General features: G+C 65.6%; 11 protein-coding genes and 1 pseudogene. 8 read left to right on the forward strand and 4 right to left on the reverse strand.

Features of this window, described 5'->3' with window-relative positions; all coding sequences use genetic code 11:
* From QMA10_RS16225 to QMA10_RS16245, 5 genes are all read left to right on the forward strand, one after another.
* A partial coding sequence (locus QMA10_RS16225; RefSeq protein ID WP_290170017.1) for a hypothetical protein occupies positions 1-193 on the forward strand: 193 nt, incomplete at its 5' end.
* Positions 194-378: 185 nt separating this feature from the next.
* Complete coding sequence (pelF, locus tag QMA10_RS16230) at positions 379-1,932, forward strand: GT4 family glycosyltransferase PelF (protein ID WP_290170019.1); 1,554 nt, start codon at positions 379-381, stop codon at positions 1,930-1,932.
* 38 nt (positions 1,933-1,970) lie between these two features.
* Positions 1,971-3,260 (forward strand): hypothetical protein, encoded by a 1,290-nt coding sequence (locus QMA10_RS16235; protein WP_290170020.1) that lies wholly within the window; start codon positions 1,971-1,973, stop codon positions 3,258-3,260.
* Positions 3,257-3,940, forward strand: coding sequence for a spherulation-specific family 4 protein (locus tag QMA10_RS16240; RefSeq protein ID WP_290170022.1), 684 nt, complete (start codon positions 3,257-3,259; stop codon positions 3,938-3,940). Before QMA10_RS16235 ends, QMA10_RS16240 begins: the two co-directional genes overlap by 4 nt.
* Positions 3,937-4,779, forward strand: coding sequence for an endo alpha-1,4 polygalactosaminidase (locus QMA10_RS16245; protein WP_290170024.1), 843 nt, complete (start codon positions 3,937-3,939; stop codon positions 4,777-4,779). Before QMA10_RS16240 ends, QMA10_RS16245 begins: the two co-directional genes overlap by 4 nt.
* Before the next feature lie 62 nt (positions 4,780-4,841).
* Here QMA10_RS16245 and pheT read toward each other — a convergent pair whose 3' ends face one another.
* Together pheT and pheS are read right to left on the reverse strand one after the other, a co-directional pair.
* Positions 4,842-7,385: a phenylalanine--tRNA ligase subunit beta gene (gene pheT, locus QMA10_RS16250; RefSeq protein ID WP_290170025.1), complete on the reverse strand. Its 2,544-nt coding sequence runs from the start codon at positions 7,383-7,385 to the stop codon at positions 4,842-4,844.
* Positions 7,386-8,468 carry a phenylalanine--tRNA ligase subunit alpha gene (pheS, locus tag QMA10_RS16255; protein ID WP_290170026.1) on the reverse strand — a complete coding sequence of 361 codons (1,083 nt, stop codon included), beginning with the start codon at positions 8,466-8,468 and terminating at the stop codon, positions 7,386-7,388.
* A 265-nt stretch (positions 8,469-8,733) separates the two neighbouring features.
* Here pheS and QMA10_RS16260 point away from each other — a divergent pair, with 265 nt between their 5' ends.
* Complete coding sequence (locus QMA10_RS16260) at positions 8,734-9,126, forward strand: hypothetical protein (protein WP_290170027.1); 393 nt, start codon at positions 8,734-8,736, stop codon at positions 9,124-9,126.
* Between the two features lie 46 nt (positions 9,127-9,172).
* Positions 9,173-10,234, forward strand: coding sequence for an Rv2578c family radical SAM protein (locus tag QMA10_RS16265; protein ID WP_290170029.1), 1,062 nt, complete (start codon positions 9,173-9,175; stop codon positions 10,232-10,234).
* An 80-nt stretch (positions 10,235-10,314) separates the two neighbouring features.
* Here QMA10_RS16265 and QMA10_RS16270 read toward each other — a convergent pair whose 3' ends face one another.
* The gene (locus QMA10_RS16270; RefSeq protein WP_290170076.1) at positions 10,315-10,743 is read right to left on the reverse strand and encodes a (deoxy)nucleoside triphosphate pyrophosphohydrolase; all 429 of its coding nucleotides are present in this window, start codon (positions 10,741-10,743) and stop codon (positions 10,315-10,317) included.
* 191 nt (positions 10,744-10,934) lie between these two features.
* Between QMA10_RS16270 and QMA10_RS16275 the strand changes: the two genes are divergently transcribed.
* On the forward strand, positions 10,935-12,179 hold the full coding sequence (locus QMA10_RS16275) for an MFS transporter (RefSeq protein ID WP_290170031.1): 1,245 nt from the start codon (positions 10,935-10,937) through the stop codon (positions 12,177-12,179).
* Here the strand turns inward: QMA10_RS16275 and QMA10_RS16280 are convergent.
* Positions 12,085-12,940 (reverse strand): annotated as a pseudogene (locus QMA10_RS16280) (cation transporter). The gene QMA10_RS16275 and the pseudogene QMA10_RS16280 overlap by 95 nt on opposite strands.
* Between the last annotated feature and the right edge of the window lie 22 nt (positions 12,941-12,962).

Below are 12,962 nucleotides of genomic sequence, written 5' to 3' on the forward strand. Positions count from 1 at the left end.
CGACGGCCATGTGGCCTTCCTGCGCGATGTCATCGACGGGGGGCTCCGCAGGGGAAAGCGGCAGGGAACCGACGTCGTCCCCCTAGCCGCCGCCTCCCTGCCGTCCCCCTCCCCCGCAGTGACAGACGGAAGGTCCCGCGAATACCTCGCATGTAAAGGAACCACCGGGTGTGAGCGGGTAGCCGGCACGTAGGCTTTACTCTCGATTGCGGCACCGGCATCACTTTTACTGGAACCGGTATCTGCCGCAGGCGCCGGCCGGAGGAGCAGATATCACCCATCCGTAAGAGAGTCTTAAATGCTGCGTATACCGGTTGTGTTCAAAAAGGGGATCCCGCTATCAACTCGGATCCTGTGCCGAGTCAAAGGGGCAACCCCGTGAGAATAGCCCTAATCACCGAAGGCACCTACCCTATGGTCACCGGCGGTGTCAGCACGTGGTGCGACCAACTCCTGACGGGTTTGCCCGAGAATGACTTTGATGTGGTGGCCCTGACCGGCAGCGGTGCCGGAAGGCCGGTATGGGAGGTGCCTCCGAATGTTCGATCGGTCCGGCTGATCCCGGTCTGGGGGTCCTCTGCCTCTCCGCTACGTCCTACCCCCAGGCGCCGCTATTGGGTTGACGCCACCCAATATGAACTTGAGCGCCTGTGGGATGCTGCTCTCGGCTCCGAGCGGCAGGATCCCGTGGGAAGAACGGCCAGCGCCCTGCAGCACCTCGTGGGCATCAGTGACCGGATTGGATTGGCCCGCTCCCTCGCAACCCGTGGATCCGTGGCAGCAATCATTGCCGCTTGGACCCGGCATCTGGTTAGCGTGGGCGAACCTCCCATCTCGGTCGCGGACGCAGTCATGGCTGCAAGTATCGTGGACCGTGCCCTCGCCCTCCTCGATCACCGGCTGGGAGAGGTGAACGTGGTCCATGCCTCCAGCAACGGGCCCTCGTCGCTGCTTGCGCTGGCACAGTCCTGGCGGCACGGAACACCCATCCTGCTGACTGAGCACGGGGTATACCTCCGCGAGCGCTACTTGGCGCTTTACGGCGCTCAACTGTCCTGGCCGGTGCGACGCGCCGTAACCGCGTTCCTGCGGCGGTTGTGCCAAGTGGTCAACGTGCGGGCTCACATGGTCCTTCCCGTGAACCAGTTCAATGCCCGCTGGGAGCGCCGGCTCGGAGCACTTCCGGAGCGGATTTACACCATTCCCAACGGAGTTGATCCGTTGACCTTCCGGCCCGTGACCACCGAGCCGGACCTTCCCACCATCAGCTTTGTGGGGCGGATCGACCCCCTGAAGGATTTGGAAACACTGATATCCGCTTTTGCACTGGTTCGTGAGCGGGTTCCAGATGCCCAACTGCGCATTTTCGGTCCAACGCCCAAAGAAAATGCAGCCTACAAGGAACTGCTGGTAGCCCTGACGCAGGCTCTCGGCGTGGCAGGGGCAGTCCATTGGGAAGGCCCCAGCCAAGGCAGCCGGCCGGCCATTGAAGCGGGTCATGTGGTAGCGCTGTCGAGCGTGTCGGAGGGACTGCCGTTCACTCTGATCGAAGCGATGATGTGCGGACGTGCAACGGTCAACACCGATGTTGGAGGCGTAGCAGAATGCCTTGACGAGGAGCAGGCCACAGGCATGCTGGTTGCCGCCCGGGATCACGCGGCTTTTGCAGATGCCTGCGTCCTTCTGCTGACCGATCCGCAGCGCAGAACCGTGATGGGTGCCGCGGCACGGCAGCGGGCACTGTCCCGGTTCACGCTGGAGCGGTGCCTGGCCCGGTACCGGGAGGCCTACCTGGCCGCCCGTACCGGAAGGCTGCTGAAACCGGAGCAGGACACCCCCGTTTTGGCAACGGTGCCAACAGGCCCGTCCCTGACGGAAACACTCCATGACGGGGCTGCACTGGACGCCGCTGCACTGGGGCTGTCCGCATGAGTGCGGACAGCGTTGCGGTGCCTGGAACAGGCGGACCCGTGGCAGCGTTCTCAAACGACCACGCCGGCTTCGACGCCGTTGACGTGTACGAGATAACCGCCCGGCTCGAGTCTTCCGGAGTCAGTGACCGTACCGCCCGCAGACGCCATGGAGCCAAAGATGTGTTCGAGTACGCCCAGTCCCTGGTCCAGGAACGCACAGTGGTCCGGGTCCCCGGCAGCCAGGATTCCTGGATGTCCCGGGACCCGCTGCTGGAGGCCGTCCGGCGCGGCGTTGTCCTGATCCTGGGTGCCTTTCTCGGCGGTCTCACGGCCACGGTGATGGCGGCCAACACCCGGGAAATCCTCATCGCAGGAATCGGCGCCTGGATTATCGGCCAATCGGTATCGGGCATCGTTTGGGCCCAGGCCGGCGCTGGGCGCGTTAACCGGGGAATCGCCCGCGGAACCGGAGCAACCATTCTGGTGATCCTGGCCCTGGCCTGTTACACGGCGGTCTCAATGGTCATCCCCGGCCACGATGGAAGCTGGGCCGGACTCCTGATGGCCTGGTGCTGGTACTCCTGCGTCGTCTCCATGCTCGTGATCCTCGGCCGCTCCCGGTTTTTGCTGGCGGTTCTGGCCGTTGCCGTCACGATTGTTGCCGCGGCGGTGGTTCTAAACCACAAGACTGTCACAGCCGTCGTTGTGTCCGTGGCCGTCCTGGTGCTGGCAGCGGTCACCATCGTGCTGGCGATGCACCTGCGGAGCAGCAGCGACCGGCGGTTGTTCGGACGCGGAGGCTGGCTCGCTGCCGTCGCACCGGCCACCCAGGCTTCCTTCCTTGCCGCTGCCCTGTCACTGGCCCTCACCCGCTTGCCGGACTGGGAGGGAACAGCGCTTATCGTAGCCACAGTCGTTGCCGCGGCAGCCACGGATCCGGCCCTGGTGCTCATGCGGCAGCGGCTCGTCTGGTCCTCCAGCCGGACGCCGCTGCTGCGCCACGCAGCCAGGAATGCGCGCTCGCTCACCATGACCATGTCCGCAGCGATAGTAGTTATCTCCGCTTCTGCCTCCACCCTCGTCGTCATCTTCCTGGTCGAGGACAACAGGGTTGCCACCACAGTGCTGGTGGCAGCTGCCTTCAGCTCCTTGGCCACTACGTCCACCACGCTGGCCGCCTTCGGACTCCCCGGCGGCGGAGTGGTTTTCGCCGGTGCCGCTTTCCTGTCGGCGGAGGCCTGGATTGCGGCAGGAAACTCCGCCGGCATACTCGCAGCCCTGGCATTCCTGGTGGTCGGCATCGGTGTGCTGCTCAGACGCGTCTCCGATCCGAGGACCTACGCGTGAGAAAAGCACAGACAGCCATTCCCTGGTACGTCCATCCGGCCGAAGCTCCGCAGGAGTGGGACTGGCTGGCCTCCCAGCACCCAGAAGTCGCTTTCGCAGTGGTCAATGTCCACAACGGGCCGGGGCACGGCGACGATGAGTACTATCCCGCAGCTGTGGCCCGACTGAGGCCGCGGGTACGGCTGCTGGGCTATGTTCGGGTGGACTACGGCAACCGGCCGGTAGCGGACGTTGCCCGGGACATCGACACGTGGCGAAGGGTGTACCGGCTCGACGGAATCATGCTCGATGAGCTTCCTTCCCTGCCGCAGAGCCTCGCGCGGTGCACACAGTATGCCGCTGCCGCACGGGCTGCAGGAATCAGCTTCCTGGCCGCCAACCCCGGCAGGTTTCCGTCGCGGGCGCATCTGAATCTGTTCGATGTCACGGCCGTGTTTGAAGGAACCGCAAAGGACTACACGGGTTTTCACCGGCCCGACTGGGCGCGCAGCGTTCCGCCGTCCCGGCTGTGGCATCTGGTCTACGGCTGCACCCCCGGCGACATCGACGCCGTCCGGATTGCTGCCGGCAACCGTGGAGCCGGCTACGTCTTTGCCACCGACCGGTTCCTTCCCAATCCGTGGCTGGGCCCGTCAACCGCTGTCTCCGCGCGGTTGACGGGTGAGATGGTTTGTCCGTGAGCAGACCTCTCCGGCATAACGCACGCCTGGTCCGGGCGTGCGGCGCCGCGTTTATCCCGTTCTTATTAGGTGCCTGCACGCCCGGCCCCGGTGTTATGGCCGATAACGCCGCGGAAGCACAGGCAGAAGCGGAGTCTGCACGATGGACCCCCCCACCCTCAGTCAGCTGGCAGTGGCAGCTCAGCGGTGCACTGGATCTGTCGGTGAATGCCGATGTCTATGACATCGACTACGAGAGAACAGCATCTGCCGACATCGACGCCCTCAGGGACAGCGGCAGGCACTCGATCTGCTATCTCTCCGCCGGTTCGCTGGAGGGGTTCCGGGGCGATGCGGGAGTGTTTCCGGAGGCGGTTCTGGGCAACACCATGGAGGGCTGGCCCGACGAGCGATGGCTGGATATCCGGCGTACCGACGTCCTGCTGCCCATCATGGCGGCACGGATGGATCTCTGTGCGGCGAAAGGGTTTGATGCTGTGGAACCGGACAATGTGGACGGGTATGCCAATGACACGGGTTTCGCTCTGACACCGGAGGATCAGTTGTCCTATAACCGCGCCGTTGCTGATCTGGCTCATGACCGAGGACTGTCGGTGGGCCTGAAGAACGATCTCGACCAGATTCCCGACCTGGTGGAGACCTTCGACTTTGCGGTCAATGAAGAGTGTTTCCGGTACCGGGAATGCGAGGCGTACAAACCGTTTACCGACGCGGACAAGGCAGTGCTGCACGTCGAATATGAAGGGCCGCTCGACTTTTGCGCCGAGTCCCGGCAGATCGGATTATCCTCCCTGCTGAAACCGCTGGATCTGGGGCCGGCAAGGGAAGCCTGCGGGTGAAACACAGCAGGTCCCGTCCGGCATCCGGACGGGACCTGCTGGGTAGCCTTCAGCGGCGGCGGTTACCGCTGGACGGCGCCAAAGCGCTCGGCGGCCAGCGCGACGGCGGCGGCACGGGACTCTGACGCCTCATCGGCGGTCAGCGTCCGGTCCGGAGCACGGAACCGCAGGGCGAAGGCCAGGGACTTGTGCCCCTCCTCGATACCCTTGCCGGCGTAGACGTCAAACAGCGAGATGTCTTCGAGCAGCTCCCCCGCGCCTTCGCGCAGAGTCTCCAGCACGGTCTCGGCGGGAATCGATGCCTCCACCACCAGTGCCACATCCTGGGTGGTGGCCGGGAACGAGGAAATCGCACGGGCCACAATCACCTCCGGTGCGGCGTCGAACAGGGCGTCGGCGTCGAGCTCCAGCGCCACTGTGCGCGCCGGCATGTCCCGGGCAGCCAGCAGCTTGGGATGCAGCTCGCCGGCGTAGCCCACGGTCTCGCCGCTGCGCAGTGAGAGCTTGGCCGTGCGGCCCGGGTGGAAGGCCTGGTGCTCGCCCTGGCTCACCACCAGTTCCACACCCAGCACATCACCCATCAGGCGTGCGGTGTCCACGGCATCGGCCCAGTCCCAGGCACGCGGTGCGAAACCGGCTCCGGGCTGCGACTCGTGGCCGGTGAACAGCACGCCGATGTGCAGCGGCTGGTCCGGAACGCCCTCGTACAGGGCATCCAGGACTTCCTCGGAGGGCTTCACGCCCAGCGGCGGAATGGACGCCGTGCCCAGCTGCTCACCGGGCAGGAAGACCGAGCCGGATTCAAACAGTGCCAGGTCGCGGAAACCGCGGGAGAGGTTGCGCTTGGCCACCTCGAACAGTCCCGGCAGCACCGAGGTGCGCAGGTAACCGAACTCCGCGCTGAGCGGATTTGCCAGCTTGACCGCGGCAGGCACGGTACCGGCGTCGGGCGTGCCGAAGGTGCTGTTGTCTTCTTCCGTGACGAACGGGTAGGACAGCACCTCCGTCAGGCCGGAAGCGGCAAGAGCCTGCTGCAGGCGGCGGCGCTGCTGCTGGACCCGGGTCAGGCCGCGGCCGGGAGGGGCGGTGGGCAGGGTGGACGGAATGTGCTCGTAGCCCACCAGGCGGATGATTTCCTCGGTGAGGTCCTCGCGGGTTTCCAGGTCCGTGCGCCAGCTCGGCGGAGTCACGGAGTAGCCGGCAGCCGTTTCCGCCACCTCTGCACCCAGGTCACGCAGTGTTCCGGTGATCTGGTCCTTGCTGAAGTCGTAGCCGATCAGCTTGGCGGCGAAGTCCGCAGGCAGGTCGATGGCCTTGGACTCGGGCCTGGTCCCGACGTCGGTCGCTGACGCATCGGCGGTGCCGCCGGCCAGTTCCACCAGCAGATCAACGGCACGCTGGGCCGCGATGTCCGCGACATACCAGTCAACACCGCGCTCGAAGCGCTTGGACGCCTCCGAGGGGAGCTTGTGGCGGCGGCGCGAGCGTCCAATCGAGACTTCCTCGAAGTGCGCGGCCTCGATCAGGACGTTCTGCGTCGCGTCGGAGACCTCGGTGGCGTTGCCGCCCATGACGCCGGCAATGCCAATGGCACCTGAGCCGTCAGTGATCAGCAGATCCTCGGGGTCCAGGGTGCGGACCTTGTCATCCAGGGTCTTCAGCGTTTCGCCCGGGGCGGCGCGGCGGACCACGATTTCGCCGGTGAGCTTGTCCAGGTCGTAGAAGTGCAGCGGCTGGCCAAGCTCGAGCATCACGTAGTTGGAGATGTCCACTACCAGCGAGATGGACCGCATTCCGGCCAGGCGCAGGCGCGAAGACATCCACGGCGGCGTCGGGCGGGTCGGATCCACGCCGCGGACGGTGCGGGCCACGAAGCGGTCGCAGCCGGCCTTGCCGTAGATCGGGGCGTCGTCGGCCAGGCGCACCGGGTACCCGGCGCCGTCGGCTTCCGGAACCTCCACTGCGGCGGCGGGGTCGGTGAACGTGGTGCCGGTCGCGTGGGCATACTCGCGGGCAGCGCCGCGGATGGAGAAGACGTAGCCGCGGTCCGGGGTGACGTTGATTTCAGCAGCCTGGTCGTAGAGGCCAAGCAGCTCCATCGCGTCGGTGCCGACCTCGGGATCGAGCCCCAGGGTGGAGAGCACCAGGATGCCGTCGTGGTCTTCGCCGATGCCCAGTTCGCGGACGGAGGCGATCATGCCGGCGGAGACGTGGCCGTAGGTCTTGCGCGGGCTGATCCGGAAATCTCCGGGCAGCACGGCGCCGGGCAGGGTGACAACAACCTTGTCCCCCACCTCGAAGTTGTGCGCACCGCACACGATGCCCTGCACCCCGGACGGGTCGATACCGTCACCGGTGAGCGTCTGCTCGGCACCCTCGGGCACCACGCGCACGGAGCACCAGTTGATGGTCTTGCCGTTCTTCTGCGGCTCGGGCTCCTTGGAGAGCACCTGGCCTACAACGATCGGGCCCGAGAGCTCGTCGGCGGGACGGTGGACGTCCTCTTCCTCCAGGCCAACCTTGACCAGCTCTGCCATGACGTCTTCGGCGGTTGCGTCCGCCGGAACCTGGGCATACTCGCGCAGCCAGGAAAGTGGGATTCTCACTTAGATCTCCATCCCGAAGTGTTCGCTGAAACGTACATCGCCCTCGATCATGTCGCGCATGTCCCCTACTTCGTTGCGGAACATCAGTGCGCGCTCAATACCCATGCCGAAGGCAAAACCTGAATAGACCTCGGGATCAATGCCGGCCGCGCGGAGCACGTTCGGATTGACCATGCCGCAGCCGCCCCACTCAATCCAGCGCGGGCCGCCCTTGGCACCCGGGTGCCAGATGTCCAGCTCGGCACTGGGCTCGGTGAACGGGAAGTAGTTCGGGCGCAGGCGTACCTTGGCTTCGTCACCGAAAAGCACGCGGGTGAAGTGCTCCAGCGTGCCCACGAGGTCCGCCATGGTCAGGCCCTTGTCGATGGCCAGGCCCTCGAACTGGTGGAAGACCGGGGTGTGCGTGGCATCGAGCTCATCCGTGCGGAACACCTTGCCCGGGCACAGGACGTAGATCGGCAGCTCGCGTTCGAGCATGGAGCGCACCTGAACCGGCGAGGTGTGCGTGCGCATCACCAGGTGGGCTTCGGGCGGCTCAACGAAGAAGGTGTCCTGCATTTCACGGGCCGGGTGGTCCGGTTTGAAGTTCAGTGCGTCGAAGTTGAACCACTCGGATTCAACTTCCGGCCCCTCGGCAATTTCCCAGCCCATGCCCACGAAGACGTCTATAACGCGGTCCTGCAGGGTGGACAGCGGGTGGCGGCCGCCCATGCGGCGGCGGCGCGGGGCCGCGGTGACATCCACCGCTTCCTCGACCAGGATCCGCGCGTCGCGCTCTGCTTCCAGCTCCACGGTGCGGGCTGCGAGTGCAGCATTGATGCGTCCGCGGGCGGGGCCAACGAGCTTGCCGGCGGCGGACTTCTGGTCCTTGGGGAGGGAACCGATGGTGCGGTTGGCCAGGCTCAGCGGCGACTTGTCGCCGGCGACGGCGATGCGGACGTCTTTGAGGCCGTCCAGATCCGCTGCGGCGGCAATGGCTGCGAGCGCCTGCTCGACGGCGGCGCCAACGGCCGCTTCATCGAGCGGGTTGGGCGGTTCGGGGACGGTGTCTGGGGAATGGGTCCCCGGTATGGAGTTCGACATGTACAGTTCTTACCTATTTCCGGCCCTGTTGGTGGACGTTTTGATGGGCGTGGGTTGTATGACAGCAAGCGAAAATGCCCGTGCCTTCCAGTCTAACCAACACGGCCTGCGAACCGGGGCACGGCTCCCCGGGGTGATCGCTGCATGACACCGCGGCTTCATGTACCTGCCGCCGCTATGCCCGGCTCCCGAATCCCCGTCCCGGGGGCCGCTCCTACACCGGCCGTGCGGGGCTCCTACAGGGTGACGCGCCTACACTGGCAGGGTGAATCTGCGCCAGCTGCTGAACATCATGAACCTGACCACGCCGGCAGGGCTGTTCCTCGCCCGTGCGGGCCGCTGCACGGTGAAGCCGGCACCGGACGGCCTGCTGCTGGCCGGAGGCTGGACCTGGCCGCTGCCGCGGGCGGCCGCCTTCACCGTGGGCAATGTGATCCTGTACCGTTCCCGCGCCGCCCGGTTCTTGATGGATCCGGAGGGGCCCGGTCCCCTGCTGCGGCATGAGGCACGGCATGCCAGCCAATATGCCGTCCTCGGACCCGCTTTCCTCCCCCTGTACTTTGCCGCCGCCGGCCTGTCCGTGCTGCGGACCGGAAATCCGGCGTCGGGCAACATCTTCGAGCGCCTCGCCGGCCTGGCAGACGGCGGCTACCGCTAGCCGCACCATCTTCTCCATGGTTAGAACACATGTTCTAATAGGAGTCATGAGATGGGAAGCGCAGGAACCAAAGGCGGCAGCCTCGCAGGATGCCCTGCTGGCCCTGCACGGCGTGGTCCGCAGCATCAAGACACCGGAGTTCGCCGGCATCACTTTTCACGAGGTGATTTCCAAATCCGCGCTCAATAAAGTCGGCAAAACCTCAGGCATGCCCTTCGACTGGACCATTAATCCCTACCGGGGCTGCAGCCACGCCTGTGTCTACTGTTTCGCCCGGAAGACCCACACCTACCTGGATCTGGACAGCGGACTCGATTTCGACAGCCAGCTCGTGGTGAAGACCAACATCGCCGAGGTCCTGCGCCGGGAACTGGCACGTCCGTCCTGGCAGCATGAGCACGTGGCCATGGGAACCAACACCGACCCGTATCAGCGGGCCGAGGGCCGGTACCGTCTGATGCCGGACATCATCAGAGCACTGGCGGACTCCGGGACGCCGTTTTCCATCCTGACCAAGGGCACACTGCTGGCCAGGGATATTCCGCTGCTGAAAAGTGCCGGGCAGGATACCGAGATTGGCATGGGGATTTCGCTCGCCCTGCTGGATCCGGAGCTGGCGCAGCGCGTGGAACCCGGCACTCCTGCACCCAGGGCCAGGCTGGAGCTGATCAGCAGGCTCCGCGAGGCAGGGCTACCCTGTTCCGTCATGGCCATGCCCATTCTGCCCTGGCTGACCGACGGGGACGAGTCCCTTGACGCCCTCTTCGGTGCACTGGCTGCTGCCGGAGCCACCGGGGTCACTGCCGGAGCACTGCATCTTCGACCCGGAGCACGGGAATGGTTCCTCGCGTTCATTGCCCGCGAGTATCCGCATCTGTCAGGGAAGTACGCCCGGCTTTACGGCGGCGGAACCTATGCCTCCAAGGAATACCGGCAGTGGCTTGCCGGCCGGGTCCAGTTCTTCAAAAAGAAGCACGGCTTCACCTCGCGGGCCCGGTTTCTGCCGTCCCGGAGCGCCGCGGACACCGGCCCGGAGAAACCAACCCGTGTCGCTGGACCATCCCGGGCCGCTGAGGCCTTGGCCCCCGCTGCGCAAACACTGTTCTGAGCTGTGCCTGATCTGAACTGCGGCTGATCCGAGCTGCGGCTGATCTAAACCGGCAGCTGAGCCGGGTCCCGCCGGCTGCTTCACCGCCGGAGGGCCGTGTCCAGCATGGCTTCGACAATCGGCAGGTCCGCAGGGATCCAGGCAAGAGACTGCAGCTCCCCGGGATCAAGTGCCACCCACCGCAGTTCATCGTGATCCTCAAGCGGGGCCGGAGTGCCTTCGGTGACCTCGGCAAGCCACACCCGCATGGCAGCCTTCGCGTTCAGCGGCCACCCCTGAACGCCCGGTCCGGGCACCTCGGCTCCGAGCCGCACCCGGACGCCGAGCTCCTCGTGCAGTTCCCGGTGCAGCCCTTCCTCGCAGGTCTCACCCGCTTCCACTTTGCCGCCGGGGAATTCCCACATGCCTGCGAACTGTTCGGGGGCAGTGCGCCGGGCGGCCAGCAGTTTCGTGGGGGCAGCCAGGCTGTCCACGAGGGCGGCACCAACGACTTGCTTCACTTCGGAAATAGACACGGAAAGAGTCTACGGGCCGCTCTGGACTAAGCTGGTGCTGACAGCGCTGTTGCGGGAATCCCGCCCGGCACCCGGAGGCCATCGGCCCGGGGCCCTGCGCATCCTTCGCCACATTCTTTGTTTCGGCGCCTGCACCCTGCGGGCACCGGCCTCCCGCTTAACTGCATCCTTCCCGAAAGAGTTCAATGTCTTCAGCACCCGCGCTTAATGCCAAGCGGGCTTCCCTGGCCATCTTCGCCCTCGCGGTGGGCGGGTTCGCCATCGGCACCACCGAGTTCGCGATCATGGGCCTGCTGCAGGAGATGGTCACCGACCTGGGCATTTCCGTGCCTGCGGGCGGCCACGTCATTTCGGCTTATGCCCTGGGCGTGGTGGTGGGGGCACCCGTCCTGGCTGCCGTGGGCGCACGGATGCCCCGCAAAAAGCTGGCCGTGGGCCTGATGATGCTTTTCGCTGTCGGAAATCTTTCCTCGTTTTTTGCTCCCGACTACCAGTGGCTGCTGGTCAGCCGCTTCATCTCCGGCCTGCCGCACGGCGCCTTCTTCGGCGTCGCCGCCGTCATCGCCGCCTCGCTGGTGGCTCCCACCCGCCGCGCCCGCGCCATCTCCATGGTGATGCTCGGCCTGAGCATTGCCAACGTCGTCGGCGTCCCGTTTGCCACGTGGCTGGGGCAGCTGGCCGGGTGGCGCTGGATGTTCGTCCTCGTGGGCCTGATCGGGCTCCTCACGGTCATCCTGATGATGCGGTTCGTTCCGCATCAGGCAATTCTTCCGGGAGCCAGCATCCGCCGTGAGCTGGGGGCCCTGCGCCGGGTGCAGGTGTGGCTGGCCCTGCTGGTGGGCACGGTGGGCTTCGGCGGGTTCTTTGCCGTGTATGCGTACATCTCGCCCACCATGACCAATGTCGCGGGTTTCGATACCGGCCTGCTGCCGTTGATCGTCGGCCTGTACGGCCTGGGCAACGTGGTGGGCAACATCGCCGGCGGACGGCTCGCGGACCGCAACGTCATGGGCAGCATTTACGGGATCCTGGCGGGTACGGTCCTGATTCTGGCTTCGTATGCCTGGCTCGTGCAGTACAAGGCCGGTGCGCTCGTCCTGGTCTTCCTGGTCGGAACCATCGGGTCCATGCTGGTTCCGCCGCTGCAGACGCGCCTGCTGGATGTCTCCCCCGATGCCCAGTCGCTGGCGTCTTCCCTGACCCACTCAGCGTTGAACATGGCCAACGCCCTCGGCGCACTGCTGGGCGGGCTCGTCATTGCCTGGGGCTGGGGCTACCGCTCCCCCGCCGTCGTCGGCGCCGTCCTGGCCCTGATGGGACTGGGCATCGCCCTGATCAGCGGCCGGCTGGATCGGAAGAATCCGCCGCAGCCTGCTGCGGCGGACGGTCAGCGTACACATCCGGTTCCAGATAGATCAGCCGCACAATAGGAACCGCTTCCCGGATCCGCTCCTCCGCTGCGTTGATGGCTCCGGCAATACGCGCACCCGTTTCATTCCGGTCAACGGAAATCTTTGCGGCCACCAGCAGTTCCTCGGGCCCCAGGTGCAGCGTCTTGAGGTGGATGATCCGGGTTCCGTCCGCGGTGAGGGCCGCCTCGATGCGGCGGGTGTCGTCCGCGGCGGCTGATTCCCCCAGGAGCAGCGATTTTGTCTCCACTGCCAGCACAGCCGCAATGGCCACGGGCAAAAGGCCGATCATGGCTGTTCCTGCGGCATCCCAGGCTCCGTTGCCGGTGATCAGGGCCAGGCTCACGCCGAACAGCGCGAAGAGCAGTCCGAGCAGTGCGCCGAAGTCCTCGAGCAGAACCCCTGGCAGTTCCGGCGCCTTCGCGGTGCGGACAAACTCGACCCAGGACTTCCTGCCGCGGGTACGGTTGGATTCGCGCATGGCTGTCCGGAAAGAGAAACCCTCGGCCAGGATCGCACCAGCCAGGACGGCCAGCGGCACCCACCGTCTCTGGCCCTCGATCGGATGCGGATCCTGCCACTTGGAGTATGCCTCATACAGGGCGAAGAGGCCGCCCACCAAGAGAAGAACCTGGTTGCCGGAGGCTGCAAATCGAGTGAATCGCTTCGGCGAGCATTGACGAAGAACGCGTCAGGACAAAGGCAAGGAACTTCAGGAACGCAATGACGAGGTTCGCGGTCAGAGCCGCAACCACCGACTTATTACCGCCGCTGGCAGTCATAACGGTACCCGTTTCACACGTA

Origin of the sequence: Arthrobacter sp. APC 3897, from assembly GCF_030407495.1 — a bacterium.
Lineage (GTDB): Bacteria > Actinomycetota > Actinomycetes > Actinomycetales > Micrococcaceae > Arthrobacter_B.

Coding starts and splice junctions, on each gene's coding strand:
- QMA10_RS16265 (WP_290170029.1), top strand. CDS start 9,173: ATGAGATGGGAAGCGCAGGAACCAAAGGCGGCAGCCTCGCAGGATGCC.
- pheS (WP_290170026.1), bottom strand. CDS start 8,468: ATGTCGAACTCCATACCGGGGACCCATTCCCCAGACACCGTCCCCGAA.
- QMA10_RS16275 (WP_290170031.1), top strand. CDS start 10,935: ATGTCTTCAGCACCCGCGCTTAATGCCAAGCGGGCTTCCCTGGCCATC.